Raw genomic sequence first — 18,192 nt, 5'->3', positions numbered from 1 at the left:
GAAACCTCTTACATCGGCGAGATGTTCAGGAAGAAACGCTGGAACCAACCCATGGTCTGCGCCTCATTGATGTAACCATTTCCGACGTACTCAATACGTGCATCGGCGACAGCGGTAGATAACACGGCGTTACTGGCGCTGATGGTGCGTGGGTTGACCACGCCCGAGAAGCGAATGAACTCCGTGCCCTGATTAATGGCGATCTGTTTTTCACCGACCACGTGCAGGTTGCCGTTTGACAACACCTGATCCACGGTGACGGTAATGGTGCCGGTAAAGGTGTTATTGGCGGATGCGCCGCCTTTACCTGCGAAATCGTTTTTGCCTTCGGCGCTGAGGTTGGCTTTTTCACCACCTGCACCCACCAGGCCTGCCAGACCGGTCGGCACCGCGCTCACACCAAAGCTGTTGCTGCCATCGCGGCTGGCATTGGCTGAGGAGCTCTTGCTGGCGCTGACGTTTTCCTGCAGCGTAATGGTCAGGGTATCGCCAATGTTGCGTGGACGGCGATCCTCAAACAGCGGCTGATAGCCGTAGTTAAGCGGCGCGACGCCCTGGAATATAGAGCCGTTGACCACCGGTGGCGCGGACGGCATTGGTTGCGCTGTAGTTGCACCTTCGACCAGCGGGGTACGCGGGACCAGGGCACATCCGTTGAGAGTTAGCAGCAACGAGGCGACTAACCAATGTCCAGGCTTGAGAATCTGTTGCTTCGCCACGGCGTCACGACCTTATTAATGTCTGTCATTCAGGCCAGCACGGGCTGGCCCTGTTCGGGATTAAAGCTGAGTTAATTTCGCCAGCATCTGATCAGAGGTACTGATCGCCTTGCTGTTGATTTCGTAGGCGCGCTGCGTCTGGATCATGGTGACCAGCTCTTCCGCCACGTTAACGTTCGAGGTTTCGGTATAGCCCTGATAGAGCAGGCCCGCGCCGTTCTGGCCTGGCGTGCTGTCCGTCGGAGCGCCCGATGCCTGCGTTTCCTTGTAGAGGTTTTCACCCACGCTATCGAGACCGGCGTCATTCATAAAGGTGCTCAGGGTTAACTGACCGACCTGCGCGGCCTGGGCCTGCCCCTGCTGCGTCACGCTGACCACACCGTCACGCGACACCGTAATGCTGGTGGCGTTAGCCGGAATGGTAATGCCTGGCTGTACCGGGAAACCGGAGTTGGTCACCAGCTGGCCGTTCTGATCAACCTGAAACGCGCCGTCACGGGTATAAGCAGAGGTGCCATCCGGCATCTGAATCTGAAAATAACCCTGGCCGTTAATGGCGATATCTTTTGAGTTGCTGGTCTGCGACAGGTTGCCCTGCGTATGCAGACGTTCAGTGGTCACCGGACGAACACCGGTACCGATCTGCAAACCAGAAGGCAGCGTTGTCTGTTCTGATGACTGGGTGCCCGGCTGGCGCATGGTCTGGTACATCAGATCTTCGAACACGGCACGCGAACGCTTAAAGCCGTTGGTGCTGACGTTTGCCAGGTTGTTGGCAATGACGTCCATGTTCATCTGCTGCGCATCAAGACCGGTCTTAGCGATCCATAAAGAACGAATCATGTTGTTATCCTCGTGCCTTAACCCATGCTCAGGAGCTGGTTGGCTTTTTGTTCATTTTCGTCGACGTTGGTGATGACTTTCATCTGCATCTCAAAACGTCGGGCGTTGGCGATCATATCGACCATGGTTTCTACCGGTTTGACGTTGCTGCCTTCCAGCACGCCAGGCATCACCTGCATGGTGGCATCAGCCTGCAGCGCGGCACCGCGGGTCGCCTGCGTCGACGCAGTAGGCCGGAACATGCCGTCATCACTGCGCTGCAGCTCCTGCCCGGTTGCCCTGACCAGCTTCAGCTTGCCCAGCTGAACCGTGGCGTTCGGCGAATCACCGGCATTCAGCCCGGTGATCGAGCCGTCGGCTGCAATGGTGATTTCAGTGCCCTGCGGGATCACAATCGGACCGCCATCGCCCATCACAGGATTGCCCTGAACCGTCAACGTACCGGTCGGACTGATTTGCATATTGCCGTTGCGGGTATAGGCTTCGCTGCCGTCAGCGGTACGCACCGCCAGCCAGCCATCCTGCTGCACCGCCACATCGAGCGGACGCTCGGTGTAATCCATCGCGCCCTGACTCATGTCGGCGCCCGGTGTCGAGGCGGCGACCAGCGTACGGGTTGGCAGCGACCAGCCACTCACCGGCACGGCGCGCAGCGCATTCAGCTGCGCACGAAAACCCGGTGTAGAGGCGTTGGCGAGGTTGCTGGCGGTAACCGCCTGCTGATCCAGCGTCTGGCTGGCCGCGCCCATCGCGGTATATATCGCGTGATCCATATGGCAATCCTGTTAGCGAATTAACGTAAGTTAACCAGCGTGTTGAGAATCTGGTCCTGAGTTTTGATGGTCTGCGCATTCGCCTGATAGTTACGCTGCGCGACGATCATGTTCACCAGCTCTTTACTCATGTCGACGTTGGAAGATTCCAGTGCGCCAGCCGTCAGTGAACCAAAGGTGCCGGTATTCGCCAGACCGATTGCTGCCTGACCGGATGCACTTGACGCAGACCAGACGTTGTCACCCTGTGACTGCAGACCTTCCGGGTTAGAGAAGCTCGCCAGAACAATCTGACCCAGCAGCTGGGTTTTCTTGTTGGAGTAGCTGCCGGTGATGGTGCCGTCATCATTGATCGCGTAGCTGGTCAGATCGCCAGGTGCATAACCATCCTGGGTCGGGCTGCCAAAGGTGGTGGCGCCGGTGTTCTGCTGCAGGCTGCCCAGCATGCTCAGGTTGATCGGCTGATTGGCGACTGCGCCATTGGCTCCGCCCACGTTCAGTGTCAGGCCGACGGTGCCATCGGTAGTCGTGCTGACGACAGCGCCGGTGGCATCCAGCTTAGAGACGCTGGTCAGCTTACCGCTGGTGTCAAACGCCATTCTGAAGTCACCCGCTGAACTGCCGGTGTTGCCATCAATGGTGCGCACGGTCCAGCTGTTGCTGGTGGTGTCTTTCACGAAATACATGTCGAGCGCGTGGTCATTACCCTGCGAGTCGAACACGGTTGCCGTGGTTTTCTTGTTGTAGCTGTCTGCGTTCGCCGTCGAGAAGGTGGCCACAGATGGCGTTTTGTCCGTTGAGTTCAGGTTGGCAACCAGACCGGCGGTAGTGGTCGCGCGGGCTGACATCTGCTCGGTAGGAATACGCAGCGCCACCGGGTTAGCACCTGACTGGATTGTGGCCGGTGAACCGCTGGCCGGATAGCCGGTCACGTTCAGACCCTGGGTGTTGACCAGGTTACGGTTGGCATCCAGCGTTAACTGACCATTGCGTGAATAGAAGACGCCGCCGCTGCTGTCGGTCATACGGAAGAAGCCGTTACCGCTCAGCGCAACGTCCAGGCCACGGCTGGTCGTGGTGGTAGCGCCGTCGTTAAAGTTCTGGATTACCGCAGCAACTTTGGTGCCGAGGCCGACGTTAGAACCGGCAAACATATCGGCAAACGCGATGGTGCTCGATTTAAAGCCCGCAGTGGCGGAGTTGGCAATGTTGTTACCGATGACATCAAGGTTACTTGAAGCAGCACCAAGGCCGCTGACCGCTTGGGAAAATGACATGTGTTTGTTTCCTGTCTACAGGTTAATCAGAGAATCTGACGTACGTCGTCAAGGGTGGCGGAGCCCATGGTGCCGAGATCCAGTTTTGTGGTGTTGTTCGCAGTACTCACCCCATTGACGTAGGCGTAGTTAAGCGGTTGTGCCACCAGTTGTGTGTTGCCATTGCTTGCGGCAATCGCAACGCTGTATTTACCATCCGGGGCGACAGAGCCATCTGTCAGCTTGCCGTCCCACGAGAAGGTGTGCACGCCAGCGCTCAGCGCGCCCAGATCGACGGTGTCGATCACCGTGCCACTGGCATCTTTAATGGTGGCCGATGTGCCGGTTGAGGCGGAGGCCAGCTCAACGCCAAATGGCGTTGTGGTGCCGTTGCCTACCAGAATCTGTCCGCCATTGACCATTACGCCATGCCCAATCAGCGTGGAGCTCTGCAGCGACTGGCTGGTGCTGATCTGGCCGGAGATCGATCCCAGCGTGGTATTCAGTTTTTCAATGCCGCTCAGGGTATTGATCTGTGCCAGCTGCGTGGTGAGCTGGCTGTTATCCATTGGATTGGTGGGATCCTGGTTCTTTAACTGCGTCACCAGCATGGTCAGGAACTGATTCTGCAGATCCTGCGCATTGTTGCCGGTGCCACTGGTGTTAGAGGAGCTAAGGACCGTGGGGTCCAGTCTTTCGTTAACGCCTACCGCGATAGCCATAATTTTTCTCCGTTATTGCCCGATCGTCAGGGTTTTCATCATCATCGACTTCACGGTGTTGAGCACTTCGACGTTGGCCTGGTAGCTGCGTGACGCCGACATGGTGTTGACGCTTTCAGAGACCACATCCACGTTCGGCATCTTCACGTAGCCTTTGGCATCTGCCATCGGATTGCCCGGGTCATAGACCAGCTTGGCAGGTGTAGGGTCATCCACGACTCTTGCCACTTTCACGCCGCCGGTGGCTGAGCCTGGCGCCGCATCGGTCTGGAAAACCACCTGCTTTGCCACGTAAGGCTTTCCATCGGGGCCGGTGACGCTGTCGGCGTTCGCCAGGTTACTGGCACTGACGTTTAATCGCTGTGATTGCGCGGTCATCGCTGAACCGGCAATGTCAAAAATATTCAGCAAGGCCATAATTATTGTCCTTGTAACACGCTCATCATGCCTTTGATCTGGCTACTGATGAGGGTGAGGTCGGTTTGATATTTCAGGCTGTTATCCGCGAACTGCGTACGCTCACGGTCCATATCTACGGTGTTGCCGTCGGCAGAAGGCTGGTCAGGAATGCGATAAAGCATATCCATCGATGGCACGCCGTTTGTCTGTGCTTCAATGTGGCGAGCTGACGTGACTTTTAACGCCATGCTGCTGCCTTCCGCACGACCATTGGACATCACCCGACTCAGCTCGCTGGCAAAGTCGATATCCCGGGCCTGATAACCAGGGGTATCGGCGTTGGCAATATTTGACGCCAGGATCTCCTGACGTTGAGCACGCAGGTTGAGGGCCTCCGTACCAAATTTCAGCGCCGCATCCAGTTTGTCGAGCATGTTTCCTCCGCGTATGAGAATTTCGAGCTCGCAGCTTAATTTGAAAATGCAAGGGGTCATCGTCTGAATAAGGCCTCAAATGACCGCTATTTTGACAATTAAGGATTTTTCTTAAGGGTTACACTCGTCGCCATCATCAGTGAGGAAATGCACAATGCGTCGATATCTGACCCTGCTGACCAGCCTGCTGGTCGCGATCGCCCTGCCGGTTTCCGCCGGGGATCTCAATGCACAACTGAATCAATTTTTTAAAGCGCGTGACGCCCAGCATGCTGATGGCATGGTCGTGGTGGTACGCACGCCACAGGAACAGTGGCCAGCCTGTGAGGCGCCACAGTTCACCCTGCCCGGCAACAGCCGGTTGTGGGGCAATATGAGCGTGGCGGCAAACTGTGGCGAGAACCGCCGTTATATTCAGGTTCAGGTGCAGGTCACCGGTTCCTATCTGGTGGCGAACCGGCTGCTGAGCCAGGGCAGTAGCGTGAGCGAGAGTGATTTCACTCTGCAGACCGGCCGCCTTGATACTCTGCCTGCCCGCGCCCTGCTGAATGCGGACTCGGTCGCAGATGCTGTGGTGCTGCGCGATATCCAGCCAGGACAGCCGATTAATCCCTCCACGCTGCGTCAGCCGTGGCGTGTCAAGGCGGGGCAGAATGTGATGGTGATTGCCAGCGGTGACGGCTTTGACGCCAGCGGTGAGGGCAAGGCGCTGAATAACGCCGCCCGATCGCAGTCGGTCCGGGTCAGGATGGGAAATGGCCAGATTGTCAGCGGTAAGGTACGCGAGGATGGGAATATTCTTATAACGCTGTAAAGTGTTAAAGAAGCCAGTAGTGCTGCCGATAGAAGAATCAACGAAGCGATAACGCTATTCTGATTCAGGTGGCAGACTTCCCCTGACCGTACAGGAGCCCGAACATGAGCATTGACAGAACGCAACCTCTGAAACCCGCCAGCACCGTACAGAGCCGCGATAGCAGTGAGTCCGGCAGCAGCAAAGTGCGCCAGAGCGCCAGCCCGGTGGCAGCAGCCACGACCCCTGCAGCAGCCCAGGTCAGCCTGAGCAGCGCGCAGTCGCAGCTGATGCAGCCGAGCAGCAAAGATATTAACGTCGAGCGCGTTGAACAACTGAAAACCGCCATTCGTAATGGCGAACTGAAGATGGATACCGGCAAAATCGCCGATGCGCTGATTGCCGACACCAAGGCGTATTTAGAGGGTAATTAGTTCCCATGAGTAATTTGCAGACCACCTTAGATAAGATGCAGGACGTGCTGGCGTCGCTCTCAGCCGTGCTGGAAGAAGAGCAGCAGCAGCTGGCAGCCGGAAACATTAACAGCAATCTGTTGCAGCGTATTACCGAAGATAAAAGCGCGCTGCTCAGTACGCTGAACTATCTGGATGAGATGCGCCGCACCGCTGAACAGAGTCAGGCGACATCGGCACCTTATCGTGGTCAGAACGACATGGCGCGCCGCTGGGACACTATCCAGCAGCATAGCCGTCGTCTGCAGGATGCCAATGTTCATAACGGCCTGCTGCTGCAACACCAGATCCGCTACACCCAGGATGCGCTTGACGTGCTGAAGCCGCATCAGACCCAGGCCTTTTACGGCCCGGATGGGATGGGTAAAGGCCAGGCGACGTTAAGTCGCAAAGCCTGAACCGGAAAGTAGCGAAAAAAAATCCCGCCTGGTGCGGGATTTTTTATTGGTGCGTTTTTTCCTTCACCATGATGAGCTTTAAAATTGAGCCTGCACAGGGAACAGGGGCAGATCGGAAAGACGCTAAAGCCAATCCCTGGCCGCTCGGCCCGCGCGATTACGCACCTCATCCCTGAGGTGCGCCCGTTGCCGGGCCAACGCGTTGCGTTGTTCAAAAACGCTCCCGGCGTTTTTGTCCATGGCGCGGGACGCTTTCCTCCTCTGCCCCTGTTCCCTGCGCGTTGAATTTATTTATTGCGGCAAGCTTTACACAGCGGTGCGACGCGCATAGTCGCGCAACCGGAAGCCCAGCAGTCCCAGCGCCAGGAAGTAAGCCCCGCCGCCCACACCACAGACCGCGGCCAGACGCAGCAGCCGCCACAGCATCGATCCCTGCTCCCAGGCTGGCATCCACTGCAGCATGGCAAACAGCGCACCTGCCATCACCACTACGGCTATCAGCAGGCGGATCAGGAAGCTGCTCCAGCCCGGCTGCGGCATAAAGATATTCTTCTTACGCAGCTGCCAGTAGAGCAAAGACGCATTCAGACAGGCTGCCAGCCCAATAGACAGTGACAGACCGGCGTGTTTCAGCGGACCAATAAACGCCAGGTTCATTACCTGCGTCATGATCAGCGTGATAATCGCGATTTTAACCGGCGTTTTGATGTCCTGACGGGAATAGAAGCCCGGAGCCAGCACCTTGACCACGATCAGCCCCATCAGTCCGACGGAGTAGGCGATCAGGGCGCGCTGCGTCATCAGAGCATCAAAGGCAGTGAATTTGCCGTACTGGAACAGCGCCACGGTCAGCGGGCCGGAGAGCATGCCCAGCGCCACCGCGCTGGGAAGCGCCAGCAGGAAACAGAGGCGCAGACCCCAGTCCATCAGCCGGGAATATTCATCATGGTTGCCGCTGGCAAAACTTTTGGCCAGCGACGGCAGCAGAATGGTGCCCAGCGCCACGCCCAGCACCCCCGAGGGGAACTCCATCAGGCGGTCCGCGTAGTACATCCAGGAGACCGAACCTGAGACCAGAAACGAGGCGAAGATGGTATTGATGATCAGTGAGATCTGACTGACAGAAACGCCCAGAATGGCAGGTCCCATCTGACGCATGACCCGCCAGACGCCCGCATCACGCAGATTCAGGCGTGGCAGCACCAGCATCCCGAGCTTCTTCAGGTGTGGCAGCTGATAGCCGAGCTGCAGCACGCCGCCAGCCACGACGGCCCAGGCCAGCGCCATTACCGGTGGGTGGAAGTGCGGCGCGGCAAACAGCGCAAAGCCAATCATGCTGACGTTCAGCAGGGTCGGTGCAAAGGCCGGTACCGAGAAGCGGTTCCAGGTGTTCAGCACCGCACCCGCCAGTGACGCCAGCGAAATCAGCATAATGTAGGGAAAGGTCACCCGCAGCAGCGAGCTGGTGAGCGCAAACTTATCGGGACTGTCGGCAAAGCCGGGTGCCGTCACCATGATGACCCAGGGCGCAGCAATCATGCCCGCCACCGTGACCAGCGCCAGCGCCAGCGTCAGCAGGCCCGAGACGTAAGCCAAAAACAGTTTCGTCGCCTCTTCGCCCTGCTTGCTTTTATATTCAGCCAGAATGGGCACGAAGGCCTGAGAAAAGGCGCCTTCAGCAAAAATACGCCGCAGCAGATTGGGAAGTTTAAACGCAACAAAGAACGCATCGGTCGCCATTCCGGCGCCAAACACCCGCGCCACGATGGCATCACGGGCAAAGCCCAGTACGCGGGAAAACAGGGTCATAGAACTGACCGCTGCCAGCGATTTCAACAAATTCATAATTGACGGCGCATCCTGAAAAGAATCGGCAAAAAAGGAGAATTAGCGCGGGCACCCAGAAGATGCCCGGCGACAGTCTACTGCCACGGAGGGAAATGACCAGCACGGAGTGTTACAAGGCGTTATTCCTGCGTCGCCTCACGCCACAATTTTTCCACCACACGCTGCGCCATCAGCGCCTGCTCACCGCTGGTTTCAGGCTTCGTCTGATTTTGTACGCAGTCGATGAAATGGCGAGCCGCACCGCTGAAACCGCGCTGGGTCAGATGACTCTGCCAGGCGGGCGGTGGCGTAATCAGCATCCCGTCACGCCGTTCTTCCTGCCAGTCGCGCATTTCACTGATGTCGATGCACTTACCGTCACATACTGCGCTGACCCGCTCGCGCTGACTGCCTGCGCGCCGGTGCATACTGGTGGTAATCGACAAGCCCTCAACAGCGAAATGGTGCTCGGCATAGAGCATCTGCCCCTGTTCGTTGGTGTCGATGCGTCCCTGAACCTGGCGAAAAGGTTTCCCACCCAGCCAGAGGGCGGTATCCACCACATGCAGATAGTCATCGAGCAGGGTAAAGCGGAGATCCTGTGGCCCGACGCTGTCGCTACGGTGCTTTTCAATCCGCAGAGAAGCGGCGTCCGCCATCTCCGCCCGCAGCTGCTGATAGCGCGGGGCGAACCGCCGGTTAAACGCCACCATCAGTTTACGCTGCCGTTTTTCCGCCAGCGCCACCAGCGCCTCAGCCTGTTCCAGGGTTTCAGCCAGCGGCTTATCGACGCAGACATCCTTTCCTGCCAGCAGCAGCGCCCTGACCACTTCATAGTGCGTGGCGGTGCTGCTGTGGACAAAGACCGCGTCGCAGGCAGCGGCTAATTCATTCAGCGAACCAAAATATGGCATGCGATAGCTGTCACAGAGCGGCCGGGCTTTGGCCTGGTTCGGGGAAAACGCCCCTGCCAGGGTCCAGTCCGTCGCCGCCGACAGCACCGGCAGCCAGGCTTTCTGCGCGATACCGCCTAATCCCACCATGCCAATACGTAAGGTCATCTCAGCTCTCCGGTTGCAGCAGTTGGGTGAGTTGTGCCTGAAGCGCTGCAACCTGCTGTTCCAGCGTTGCGACGCGCGCCGCCAGTTCGCCCTGCTCTTCCGACGCGTCTGCGGCCTGCGGCTGGTCAGGCTCATCGCCCAGCAGATTCATAAAGCGGCTTTCGCGCTTGCCAGGTTCACGCGACAGACGGATCACCTGAGCACTGTCGTCGCGCTGCATCAATCCTTCAAGCGTTTGCTCAACTTCGCTGACATCACTGAACTCGTGCAGACGGCCGCTGCGGGTACGCAGTTCGCCTGGCGTCTGGGGCCCGCGCAGTAACAGCAGCGTCAACAGAGCGACTTCTGCGCTGTTAAGCTTTAGTGTGCCAAACGCGGAGTTGCAGAAACGCTGCTCATATTTCACGACCCGCTGCCCGGCTGCGCTGCTGGCGGTGATCAGATGCCGTTTTTCCAGCTGATCGAGCTGATCCTGTACCTCACTTTCGCTCAGCTCCATCACCGGCTCGCGGTTCGATTTCTGGTTACAGGCCACCACCACGCCATTCAGTGACAGCGGATACTGTTCCGGCGTGGTGACCTGCTTCTCCAGCAGGCAGCCCAGCACGCGCATCGCCTGCGCCGATAAAGTCATCTTCATGCTCGCATCCTCATTATTATCCACGCCGGTCAGGCGTCCATTCCCGCAGGGTTAAGGCTGTCAGCACGTGATCCTGCCAGCGTCCGTCGATCAGCAGATAATCTTTCGCGTAACCCTCTTTCTCAAAACCGAGTCGCGCCAGCAGATCGCCGCTGCGCTGGTTGTGCGGCATGTAGTTAGCCATGATGCGGTGAATATGCTGCTGGCGCTGCATATAGCGGATAGCCACCTGCAACGCTTCGAACATGAACCCCTTCCCCTGCCACTTTTCACCCAGTGAATAGCCGAGATAACAGGCATGAAAGGATCCGCGCAACACGTTGCTGAAGTTCGCCACTCCCCTCACTTCGGTTTCATCGCTGTCCATTAAAATGAAATAGAAGGCCGAACCCTGCTTATGCATGTCGGAAATCAGCCCAAGCCGCGCCTGCCAGCCCGAGGGGTAGCAGTGGCTGTCATCACGCACCGGCTCCCACGGTTTTAAAAACAGGCGGTTTTCCGCGTAGTAATCTGCCATTCGCCAGGCATCACGCTCGTGAACCAGACGGACCACCAGCCGATCGGTGGTTAATCGCACCCTGGGCGCGGCAGAACGATAGCCAAACATCCTGACTCCTGAAATCAATGGCTGATAGAGATGAGCCGTCATTACCCGGCTTTCACTATAACCGCCGCCTGGGCTGCGGTAAAACGTTACAGCGGTTTAGCGATAAAGAGGCTGATTTTGCTCGGGTCGCACTGCGGATAACCCCTGCTGCAGGCGGCATCACCAGCGGATCCTGCAGCGTGCCTGACAGGCAGGTTTGCCCTGTGGAGTAATCTCTTCCATACTTTTTACGAGCCCGAAAGCAGGATGAATTGATTCACTCTGTTAAACACTAAACCTGTAAAACCCGGGAGATCAGGATGAAGCTCTATATCTACGACCACTGCCCTTTCTGCGTTAAAGCGCGAATGATTTTTGGCCTGAAAAACAAACCGGTTGAGCTGGTGGTAATGCTCAACGACGATGAAGAGACGCCGAAACGACTGATTGGACAGAAAATGGCGCCCATTCTGCAGAAGCAGGATGGTAGCGCGATGCCTGAAAGTATGGAGATCGTACACTATGTCGATCAGCAGGATGGCGAACCGCTGATCATCGGCGCGCTGAATCCGGCGATCGGCGACTGGCTGCGTCACATGAACAGCTATGTCAATAAACTGCTTCTGCCGCGCATTGCAGAGGCGGCGTTTGCCGAATTTGCGACGCCGGAGGCGCGTGACTATTTCCGCAACAAAAAGCAGGCGAGCATCGGTGATTTCGACACGCTGAAAAGTCATTCTGCCGGCCTGATCAAAAACGTCAGCGACGATCTGCGCAAGCTGGACAAATTAATCGCCCAGCCCAATGCGGTGAATGGCGAGCTGTCGGAAGATGATTTTAATCTCTTCCCGCTGCTGCGCTCTCTGACGCTGGTGGCCGGTATCGACTGGCCGAGCCGGGTCGCTGACTACCGCGATAACATGGCCAAACAGACCCAGGTGAATCTGCTCTCCTCGATAGCTCACTAACTCCTCCCGATGAGAGACGCTGCGGCGTTTCTCATCTCTTTCCTGATGACACCCGCTACGCATTCAGGCAGGCTATGGCCTGTTTATTGGCTCTGATATTCAGGATAAAGATCGATGAAAAAGGCTTTTTTCGGGCTGACTGCCCTGTTGATCGCGCTGCTGGTGAGCGGCTGTAATCAACTGACGCAATACACCATCAGCGAACAGGAAGTAAACCAGGCGCTGCAGAAGCACAACAACTATGAGAAAGATATTGGCGTTTCCGGGCTGGTTAATGCGCACATCGTCCTGAACAACCTGACCAGTCAGATTGGCCGTGAAGAGCCAGGTAAAGTGACGCTCTCTGGTAATGCTAAAATCAATGTGACGTCACTGTTTGGTCCGCAGCAGGCCGATATGCAACTGAAGATGCGTGCTCAGCCGGTCTATGACCAGCAGCAGGGTGCAATCTATCTGCGCGATCTGGAAATAGTTGATGCGCAGGTCGCTCCGGAAAAAATGGCCTCCATTATGAAAACGCTGACGCCTTATCTGAATCAGTCGCTGAAAAACTACTTTGATCAAAAGCCGGCTTACGTGCTCAGCGCCGACCGCAGCAAAGGCGAGTCGCTGGCGAAGAAGTTTGCCAAAGGACTGGAAGTAAAACCTGGCGAACTGGTTATTCCCTTTACGCAGTAATGCCAGTCAGTTAAGCGACAGGTGATAACGCAGTCTGGTGCCGCTCAGGGGCTGGCGGTCCTCGCGCCGCTGCGCGGTTCCTTCACTTCATTCGCCTGCCTGACGGACCGCCGGGGATGGCACATCCTGTGCCGCCCCGCCTTTCGCCCGCGTCCTGCGGGCTCTCCTGGCAGACTCATTCTGTTCAGCGCTGCGGATTGCCTGCCCCTGCCCGGCTCCGGCCTGCTCTGAAGCTTCTGGTGCGTGCTGTTAAAAAGGGCACGAAAGTGGAGGCCTGAGCGCCTCTGCTGCTGAAAGGGCTATCCGCAGCGCTGAGGCGTGACGCCGGGCCAGAAGTCCACGCCGGGAAGCGTGGGCAGTTCGGGGCCGGCCAGGGAGGGCCGATCCCCGAACGGTTCGTCGGCACGACGTCAAAGCCGAAGGTACCGCGTGAGCGGCGCGAGGACGGCCCGGCAGCAGCAGCGATGCTCAGGCCCGCACTGCGGCTCGCTCGCCCGGAAAAAAGCTGCCACGTTTGACCGTGACAGCCTTTACAAATCTAATCTTAACTGACCAGCATTACCCTGTTGGGCAGCGGATTTTCTTTATCAGCATAAAAAGCAGGTGCAAACGGTTGCCTGAATCCTTATGCTTAGACCCCGGCCAAAACACGCCTTTTGTTTCCCTTCTGCCGGAGCTTCACTGATGACAGCACAACCTCAGCAACTTACCCTGCGTCGCCCTGACGACTGGCATATTCATCTGCGCGACGATGAGATGCTCAACACGGTCCTGCCCTATACCAGCGCGGTGAATGGTCGTGCCATTGTGATGCCTAACCTGGTGCCACCGGTGACCAGCGTGGCAGCAGGTGAAGCGTACCGCGATCGCATCCTGGCGGCGCTGCCCGCCGATCACGCCTTTACGCCGCTGATGACCTGCTATCTGACCGACTCGCTTGATCCTGATGAGCTTGAGCGCGGTTTCACCTCCGGTCTGTTTACCGCGGCTAAGCTCTATCCGGCGCACGCTACGACGAACTCCAGCCATGGCGTTACCGATATCGCCTCCATTGCCCGCGTGCTGGAGCGGATGCAGAAGCTCGGTATGCCACTGCTGATCCACGGCGAAGTCACGGATGCGCATGTCGACATTTTTGACCGCGAAGCCCGGTTTATCGAAACGGTTATGGTGCCGCTGCGCAGCCAGTTTCCGGCACTGAAAGTAGTGATGGAGCACATTACCACTCAGGACGCCGCAGAATATGTTGCCGCCGCCGATGAGACGCTGGGCGCAACCATTACCCCGCAGCATTTGATGTTTAACCGCAATCACATGCTGGTGGGCGGTATTCGTCCGCACCTCTATTGCCTGCCGATTCTTAAACGCAACGTGCATCAGGAAGCATTGCGCAAATTAGTGGCGAGTGGTCATCCGCGCGTCTTCCTCGGCACCGACACAGCACCGCATCTGCGTCATCTCAAAGAGGCCAGTTGCGGCTGCGCGGGGGTATTTAATGCGCCAGTGTCGTTACCCGCTTACGCCACCGTTTTTGAAGAGCTGAACGCGCTGGAACATTTTGAAGCGTTCTGTTCGGAGAATGGCCCGCGTTTTTACGGCCTGCCGCTGAATGAAGGGACGATTACTTTGGTGCGTGAGTCCTGGCAGGTGCCAGAGTCCATCGCGCTCGGCAGCCATTCACTGGTGCCGTTCCTGGCGGGTGAAACACTGAACTGGCGCATCGCATAATTTTACTTGCCTCCGGCCTGCCGATACTGTAAATATATACAGTATCTTAAACGGAGGCTGTTATGCGCGTTGAAATTACCGTATCAAATACCCGACCTCTTCCTGCTGGCGCGATAGAAGCGTTGAGCGATGAATTATCGCGCCGCATTGATGAACAGTTCCCTGACTCGACCAATCACGTCAAGGTACGTTATGCCAGTGCCAATAATCTCAGCGTGCTGGGCGGTGGAAAAGAGACGCGCGACCAGATCAGCGAGATCCTGCAGCAGACGTGGGAAAGCGCTGACGACTGGTTCAATACTGATTAACCGCCACTGTGCTTTTTTTCCGGGTGTCGCCACCCGGTTTTTTTATCTTTTCTCCCCTCTCGCACTTACCCCGTCCTGCATCTAGACTCTTAATGATCAATGCCCTATCCTTGCGCTCGTCACGCATAACAGGAGGTGCGACACCATGACTACTGATAAACCGGAAGAGGCGATGACCTTTGGTGAGTTGTTAGCACTGATTGGTGATCAGAAGCGTCGTTTAACGGTGCTGGAAAATGCCTTTTCCAGTCTGATTTTCTGTCTTGACGATCGTGCCAGTCAGCTACTGGTACACAATCTGTCGCTGGAAGCCCAAAATCAAAACCATGATGAGCAGCTTCAGCAGCACTTTGCCCGTCTGGCAGAAACACTGCAAAAACGCGGCGGCGGCGTAGTGCCAGAAACGCCGGCTCTCTGAGTCCGCTCACGCGGCTAAGCCCGCTTTTTGCCTGTCTTTTGACTGCTGATAAAAATGCCTGCCCGTCAGGCATTTTATTTTTTTACGCCCGCCTTTCAAACGCAAATATTCTGTGAGAAGCTGACTCACGGCATTTTTTAAACAGTGATACCCTCGTTTACTGTTATAATTGTTTCGCTATTGGAATAAAAAAGCCGCATTGAACCTCATCATGCACTTCGTTTAACGAGTAATAAGGAGGTTATAATGGACAGAAGAAAAGATGTTATACAGACTCACCCACTGGTGGGCTGGGATATCAGTACCGTTGACAGCTATGACGCCATGATGATCCGCCTGCACTCGTTGTCGTCGCAGGATCAAAAAGAAGAAGAAGCGGATGTTGGCCCGACATACTGGCTGACAACGGATGTGGCAAGGCAATTTATCTCGATCCTCGAAGCAGGCATCGCCAAGATAGAATCAGCCGAGCAGATAGAACGACTCCTCAAAAAGCATTAATTTCTGCCGCATCAAAGAGGCGCCCTCAGGGGTGCCTTTTTCGTTTCTGTTTCTGGTATGCTTTTGATTATCTGTCTCTTAGAGCGTAGTTACCATGATTTATGATCTTATCGTCGTTGGCAGCGGTTCCGTGGGCGCGGCGGCAGGCTACTATGCCACCCAGGCGGGTTTATCGGTGTTAATGATCGACAGCGCCCATCCTCCCCATAATCAGGGCACACATCATGGCGAGAGCCGGCTGATTCGTCACGCTTATGGTGAAGGTGAAGGCTATGTTCCCCTGGTCCTGCGGGCGCAAACGCTGTGGGATGAGCTGGAACAGCGTGCCGGTGAGCGCATCATGCATCGCAGTGGCGTACTTAACCTCGCCCCGAATCAGTCGCCGTTTATTCAGAACGTCATCGACAGCGCGACCCGCTGGCAGCTCAATATTGAGGTGATGCAGCCAGATGACGTGCGCAAGCGCTGGCCACAAATCAATGTGCCTGAGGGCTATCTGGGCGTATTTGAGCCGCAGTCCGGCTATCTGAAATGTGAACAGGCGGTACGCAGCTGGATCCAGCTGGCGGAGCAGGCGGGCTGCGCGCAGCTGTTTAACTGCCCGGTTTCAGAGCTGGGTCGCGATGGCGATCTGCAGCAGGTCACTACCCTGGATGGCGTCTACCGGGGCCGCAAAATGTTGATCAGTGCGGGCACATGGGTTGGCAAATTAGTTCCTGACCTGCCGGTCGCGCCCACCCGCAAGGTGTTCGCCTGGTATCAGGCAGATGGCCGCTACAGTGAGAACAATAAGTTTCCCGGTTTTACGGTGGAAATGGGCGATGGCAGCCAGTTTTATGGCTTCCCGGCGGATAACAACGCCCTGAAAGTGGGTCGTCATGATGGCGGTCAGCTGATGCAGCAGCCTGAGGATCGTAAACCTTTTGGCGCGGTGGCGGCCGATGGCAGCGAAGCTTTTGGATTCCTCCGTCAGTTTTTACCTGGCGTCGGTGTCTGTCTGCATGGCGAAGCCTGCAGCTACGATTTTAGCCCGGATGAAGACTTTATAATTGATACCCTGCCGGGTGAACCAGACCGCTTGTTAATCACCGGGCTCAGTGGACACGGGTTTAAATTCGCCAGCGTATTGGGCGAACTGGCTGCAGAATTTGCCCAGCAAAAACCGTTCTCTTTTGATCTGACACCCTTCCGCCTCTCACGTTTCTGACTCGATAAAGGGTGGTATCAGCCTGATGCCGCCCGACTGACAGACTTTGACGAAAATTGACTATTACTGACATAAAGTCAGAATATATTTCGCCCTTTTGGTTAATTCCGGCTCTTTTTAGTTAACGACCAGCGCCTCACAAATAACTCATTCAGTAATATTGCGCATTTCACACCTGATTTATTCAACCTTTTCACAATATAAAATTAAAGTTATAGAAGCGTAAGGATGATTGCTTTTATATTTCATAATGTGGATGCTTATTTCAGATTATTACTTCATGAAAACCTCATTATGTTATTACGTAATTCATCTCATCAGTTTGGCCTGGTTGCCGTGCTGCTGCACTGGTCGATGGCGCTGGCAATTTACGCCATGTTTGCGCTGGGATTATGGATGGTCGGCCTCGGCTATTACGACAGCTGGTATCACGACGCGCCTGAGATCCATAAAAGCATCGGCGTGATCCTGTTGCTGACGCTGATCGTTCGCCTGCTGTGGCGCGTTATTTCACCGCCGCCAAAACCGCTTAGCAGTTATTCCCCGCTGGTACGCATCAGTTCGGTGGTGGCCCACCTGTTACTGTATACCCTGCTGCTGGCGATTCTGATCAGCGGCTATCTGATCTCCACCGCCGATGGCAAACCCATCTCGGTATTCAGCTGGTTCACCCTGCCCGCGCTGTTCAGCGGTGCTGGCGAACAGGCTGATCTTGCGGGCGACATTCACCTCTGGCTGGCCTGGACGGTTGTGGTCCTGTCACTGCTGCATGGGCTGGCTGCGGTAAAACATCACTTTATCGATCGCGATATCACCTTAAAACGGATGTCGGGTTTGCGTTTCACCTCTCCCTCTGAAAAGGATAAATAATATGTTTAAAAAGACCCTGCTGGCGCTGACCGGTGCCAGTCTGCTGCTCGGCTCACTCACCGCCTCTGCCGCTGACTACAAAATCGATAAGGAGGGCCAGCACGCCTTTATTCAGTTCCGTATCCAGCATCTGGGTTACAGCTGGCTCTACGGCACCTTTAAGGATTTTGATGGCCGCTTCACCTTTGATGAGAAGAATCCTGCCGCAGATAAAGTCGACGTCACCATTAACACCAGCAGCATCGATACTAACCATGCTGAACGTGACAAGCACCTGCGCAGTGCCGACTTCCTGAACACCAGCAAAAACCCGCAGGCCACGTTCAAATCCACAGCGGTGGAAAAAGAGGGTGATGAGCTGAAGATTACTGGCGATCTTACGCTGAATGGCGTGACCAAACCGGTAACGCTCGAGGCGAAAATGCTGGGTGAAGGTAAGGATCCGTGGGGCGGCTACCGCGCTGGCTTTGAGGCTGAAGGGGAAATTGCACTGAAAGATTTCAACATCACCAAAGATCTGGGGCCAGCTTCGCAGAAGGTTCAGCTGATGATCTCGGTTGAGGGTGTACGCCAGTAAAACAGCAAGCCGC

At 56.2% G+C, this 18,192-nt stretch carries 23 protein-coding genes; 12 read left to right on the top strand and 11 right to left on the bottom strand.

Annotation, left to right across the window (positions count from 1 at the left end; translation table 11 throughout):
• Positions 1 to 8: 8 nt before the first annotated feature.
• Genes LC417_RS08405 through flgB form a run of 7 tightly spaced genes read right to left on the bottom strand, consistent with a single transcriptional unit; the run spans position 9 to position 5,146 of the window.
• Positions 9 to 719: a flagellar basal body L-ring protein FlgH gene (locus LC417_RS08405; RefSeq protein WP_029518984.1), complete on the bottom strand. Its 711-nt coding sequence runs from the start codon at positions 717 to 719 to the stop codon at positions 9 to 11.
• A 60-nt stretch (positions 720 to 779) separates the two neighbouring features.
• The gene (flgG, locus tag LC417_RS08400) at positions 780 to 1,562 is read right to left on the bottom strand and encodes a flagellar basal-body rod protein FlgG (protein WP_003849881.1); all 783 of its coding nucleotides are present in this window, start codon (positions 1,560 to 1,562) and stop codon (positions 780 to 782) included.
• Between the two features lie 17 nt (positions 1,563 to 1,579).
• Entirely contained in the window at positions 1,580 to 2,335 is a 756-nt protein-coding gene (locus LC417_RS08395; RefSeq protein ID WP_010669843.1) for a flagellar basal body rod protein FlgF, read from the bottom strand.
• A 20-nt stretch (positions 2,336 to 2,355) separates the two neighbouring features.
• Positions 2,356 to 3,612 (bottom strand): flagellar hook protein FlgE, encoded by a 1,257-nt coding sequence (gene flgE, locus LC417_RS08390; RefSeq protein ID WP_033766926.1) that lies wholly within the window; start codon positions 3,610 to 3,612, stop codon positions 2,356 to 2,358.
• A gap of 26 nt (positions 3,613 to 3,638) precedes the next feature.
• Positions 3,639 to 4,313 (bottom strand): flagellar hook assembly protein FlgD, encoded by a 675-nt coding sequence (gene flgD, locus LC417_RS08385; RefSeq protein WP_033766924.1) that lies wholly within the window; start codon positions 4,311 to 4,313, stop codon positions 3,639 to 3,641.
• Between the two features lie 12 nt (positions 4,314 to 4,325).
• Positions 4,326 to 4,730 carry a flagellar basal body rod protein FlgC gene (gene flgC, locus LC417_RS08380; RefSeq protein WP_013357440.1) on the bottom strand — a complete coding sequence of 135 codons (405 nt, stop codon included), beginning with the start codon at positions 4,728 to 4,730 and terminating at the stop codon, positions 4,326 to 4,328.
• A gap of 2 nt (positions 4,731 to 4,732) precedes the next feature.
• Positions 4,733 to 5,146, bottom strand: coding sequence for a flagellar basal body rod protein FlgB (flgB, locus tag LC417_RS08375; RefSeq protein WP_009090882.1), 414 nt, complete (start codon positions 5,144 to 5,146; stop codon positions 4,733 to 4,735).
• A gap of 154 nt (positions 5,147 to 5,300) precedes the next feature.
• Here flgB and flgA point away from each other — a divergent pair, with 154 nt between their 5' ends.
• The 3 genes from flgA (at position 5,301) to flgN (ending at position 6,810) form a co-directional block, all read left to right on the top strand.
• Positions 5,301 to 5,960: a flagellar basal body P-ring formation chaperone FlgA gene (flgA, locus tag LC417_RS08370; RefSeq protein ID WP_010246373.1), complete on the top strand. Its 660-nt coding sequence runs from the start codon at positions 5,301 to 5,303 to the stop codon at positions 5,958 to 5,960.
• A 104-nt stretch (positions 5,961 to 6,064) separates the two neighbouring features.
• Positions 6,065 to 6,373 carry a flagellar biosynthesis anti-sigma factor FlgM gene (gene flgM / locus LC417_RS08365; RefSeq protein WP_010246375.1) on the top strand — a complete coding sequence of 103 codons (309 nt, stop codon included), beginning with the start codon at positions 6,065 to 6,067 and terminating at the stop codon, positions 6,371 to 6,373.
• Positions 6,374 to 6,378: 5 nt separating this feature from the next.
• Entirely contained in the window at positions 6,379 to 6,810 is a 432-nt protein-coding gene (gene flgN / locus LC417_RS08360; protein ID WP_010246377.1) for a flagellar export chaperone FlgN, read from the top strand.
• Positions 6,811 to 7,116: 306 nt separating this feature from the next.
• Here the strand turns inward: flgN and murJ are convergent, their stop codons facing one another.
• The 4 genes from murJ to rimJ form a co-directional block, all read right to left on the bottom strand.
• Entirely contained in the window at positions 7,117 to 8,655 is a 1,539-nt protein-coding gene (gene murJ / locus LC417_RS08355) for a murein biosynthesis integral membrane protein MurJ (RefSeq protein WP_010246379.1), read from the bottom strand.
• 122 nt (positions 8,656 to 8,777) lie between these two features.
• Positions 8,778 to 9,698 carry a Gfo/Idh/MocA family protein gene (locus LC417_RS08350; protein WP_223565699.1) on the bottom strand — a complete coding sequence of 307 codons (921 nt, stop codon included), beginning with the start codon at positions 9,696 to 9,698 and terminating at the stop codon, positions 8,778 to 8,780.
• Position 9,699: 1 nt separating this feature from the next.
• Entirely contained in the window at positions 9,700 to 10,338 is a 639-nt protein-coding gene (locus LC417_RS08345) for a YceH family protein (RefSeq protein WP_223565698.1), read from the bottom strand.
• Positions 10,339 to 10,354: 16 nt separating this feature from the next.
• Positions 10,355 to 10,945: a ribosomal protein S5-alanine N-acetyltransferase gene (gene rimJ / locus LC417_RS08340; protein ID WP_163639613.1), complete on the bottom strand. Its 591-nt coding sequence runs from the start codon at positions 10,943 to 10,945 to the stop codon at positions 10,355 to 10,357.
• A gap of 299 nt (positions 10,946 to 11,244) precedes the next feature.
• Between rimJ and grxB the strand changes: the two genes are divergently transcribed.
• The 9 genes from grxB to LC417_RS08295 all read left to right on the top strand — a co-directional run bounded on the left by grxB (position 11,245) and on the right by LC417_RS08295 (position 18,179).
• Positions 11,245 to 11,892: a glutaredoxin 2 gene (gene grxB / locus LC417_RS08335; RefSeq protein ID WP_033757257.1), complete on the top strand. Its 648-nt coding sequence runs from the start codon at positions 11,245 to 11,247 to the stop codon at positions 11,890 to 11,892.
• 114 nt (positions 11,893 to 12,006) lie between these two features.
• Complete coding sequence (locus LC417_RS08330) at positions 12,007 to 12,570, top strand: lipoprotein (protein ID WP_010246390.1); 564 nt, start codon at positions 12,007 to 12,009, stop codon at positions 12,568 to 12,570.
• Positions 12,571 to 13,254: 684 nt separating this feature from the next.
• Positions 13,255 to 14,298 carry a dihydroorotase gene (gene pyrC / locus LC417_RS08325; protein ID WP_033766918.1) on the top strand — a complete coding sequence of 348 codons (1,044 nt, stop codon included), beginning with the start codon at positions 13,255 to 13,257 and terminating at the stop codon, positions 14,296 to 14,298.
• Between the two features lie 62 nt (positions 14,299 to 14,360).
• Complete coding sequence (gene dinI, locus LC417_RS08320) at positions 14,361 to 14,606, top strand: DNA damage-inducible protein I (RefSeq protein ID WP_010246395.1); 246 nt, start codon at positions 14,361 to 14,363, stop codon at positions 14,604 to 14,606.
• Positions 14,607 to 14,751: 145 nt separating this feature from the next.
• Positions 14,752 to 15,024, top strand: coding sequence for a hypothetical protein (locus tag LC417_RS08315; RefSeq protein WP_010246397.1), 273 nt, complete (start codon positions 14,752 to 14,754; stop codon positions 15,022 to 15,024).
• A 246-nt stretch (positions 15,025 to 15,270) separates the two neighbouring features.
• Positions 15,271 to 15,525 (top strand): biofilm formation regulator BssS, encoded by a 255-nt coding sequence (gene bssS, locus LC417_RS08310; protein ID WP_010246399.1) that lies wholly within the window; start codon positions 15,271 to 15,273, stop codon positions 15,523 to 15,525.
• A 94-nt stretch (positions 15,526 to 15,619) separates the two neighbouring features.
• On the top strand, positions 15,620 to 16,732 hold the full coding sequence (gene solA, locus LC417_RS08305) for an N-methyl-L-tryptophan oxidase (protein WP_010246401.1): 1,113 nt from the start codon (positions 15,620 to 15,622) through the stop codon (positions 16,730 to 16,732).
• 294 nt (positions 16,733 to 17,026) lie between these two features.
• Positions 17,027 to 17,602 carry a cytochrome b gene (locus LC417_RS08300; RefSeq protein WP_029519566.1) on the top strand — a complete coding sequence of 192 codons (576 nt, stop codon included), beginning with the start codon at positions 17,027 to 17,029 and terminating at the stop codon, positions 17,600 to 17,602.
• Position 17,603: 1 nt separating this feature from the next.
• Positions 17,604 to 18,179, top strand: coding sequence for a YceI family protein (locus LC417_RS08295; protein ID WP_159226301.1), 576 nt, complete (start codon positions 17,604 to 17,606; stop codon positions 18,177 to 18,179).
• The last annotated feature ends 13 nt before the right edge of the window (positions 18,180 to 18,192 follow it).

This window comes from Pantoea sp. OVA07A (genome assembly GCF_019969975.1).
Lineage (GTDB): Bacteria > Pseudomonadota > Gammaproteobacteria > Enterobacterales > Enterobacteriaceae > Pantoea > Pantoea agglomerans.
The sequence above is the reverse complement of the archived record's forward strand: the minus strand, read 5'-3'. Positions and strand labels throughout refer to the sequence as shown.

Excerpts from the sequence above, each read along its gene's own strand:
- flgG (WP_003849881.1), bottom strand. The coding sequence starts at position 1,562 with ATGATTCGTTCTTTATGGATCGCTAAGACCGGTCTTGATGCGCAGCAG.
- LC417_RS08395 (WP_010669843.1), bottom strand. The coding sequence starts at position 2,335 with ATGGATCACGCGATATATACCGCGATGGGCGCGGCCAGCCAGACGCTG.
- flgE (WP_033766926.1), bottom strand. The coding sequence starts at position 3,612 with ATGTCATTTTCCCAAGCGGTCAGCGGCCTTGGTGCTGCTTCAAGTAAC.
- flgD (WP_033766924.1), bottom strand. The coding sequence starts at position 4,313 with ATGGCTATCGCGGTAGGCGTTAACGAAAGACTGGACCCCACGGTCCTT.
- flgC (WP_013357440.1), bottom strand. The coding sequence starts at position 4,730 with ATGGCCTTGCTGAATATTTTTGACATTGCCGGTTCAGCGATGACCGCG.
- flgB (WP_009090882.1), bottom strand. The coding sequence starts at position 5,146 with ATGCTCGACAAACTGGATGCGGCGCTGAAATTTGGTACGGAGGCCCTC.
- flgA (WP_010246373.1), top strand. The coding sequence starts at position 5,301 with ATGCGTCGATATCTGACCCTGCTGACCAGCCTGCTGGTCGCGATCGCC.
- flgM (WP_010246375.1), top strand. The coding sequence starts at position 6,065 with ATGAGCATTGACAGAACGCAACCTCTGAAACCCGCCAGCACCGTACAG.
- flgN (WP_010246377.1), top strand. The coding sequence starts at position 6,379 with ATGAGTAATTTGCAGACCACCTTAGATAAGATGCAGGACGTGCTGGCG.
- murJ (WP_010246379.1), bottom strand. The coding sequence starts at position 8,655 with ATGAATTTGTTGAAATCGCTGGCAGCGGTCAGTTCTATGACCCTGTTT.
- LC417_RS08350 (WP_223565699.1), bottom strand. The coding sequence starts at position 9,698 with ATGACCTTACGTATTGGCATGGTGGGATTAGGCGGTATCGCGCAGAAA.
- LC417_RS08345 (WP_223565698.1), bottom strand. The coding sequence starts at position 10,338 with ATGAAGATGACTTTATCGGCGCAGGCGATGCGCGTGCTGGGCTGCCTG.
- rimJ (WP_163639613.1), bottom strand. The coding sequence starts at position 10,945 with ATGTTTGGCTATCGTTCTGCCGCGCCCAGGGTGCGATTAACCACCGAT.
- grxB (WP_033757257.1), top strand. The coding sequence starts at position 11,245 with ATGAAGCTCTATATCTACGACCACTGCCCTTTCTGCGTTAAAGCGCGA.
- LC417_RS08330 (WP_010246390.1), top strand. The coding sequence starts at position 12,007 with ATGAAAAAGGCTTTTTTCGGGCTGACTGCCCTGTTGATCGCGCTGCTG.
- pyrC (WP_033766918.1), top strand. The coding sequence starts at position 13,255 with ATGACAGCACAACCTCAGCAACTTACCCTGCGTCGCCCTGACGACTGG.
- dinI (WP_010246395.1), top strand. The coding sequence starts at position 14,361 with ATGCGCGTTGAAATTACCGTATCAAATACCCGACCTCTTCCTGCTGGC.
- LC417_RS08315 (WP_010246397.1), top strand. The coding sequence starts at position 14,752 with ATGACTACTGATAAACCGGAAGAGGCGATGACCTTTGGTGAGTTGTTA.
- bssS (WP_010246399.1), top strand. The coding sequence starts at position 15,271 with ATGGACAGAAGAAAAGATGTTATACAGACTCACCCACTGGTGGGCTGG.
- solA (WP_010246401.1), top strand. The coding sequence starts at position 15,620 with ATGATTTATGATCTTATCGTCGTTGGCAGCGGTTCCGTGGGCGCGGCG.
- LC417_RS08300 (WP_029519566.1), top strand. The coding sequence starts at position 17,027 with ATGTTATTACGTAATTCATCTCATCAGTTTGGCCTGGTTGCCGTGCTG.
- LC417_RS08295 (WP_159226301.1), top strand. The coding sequence starts at position 17,604 with ATGTTTAAAAAGACCCTGCTGGCGCTGACCGGTGCCAGTCTGCTGCTC.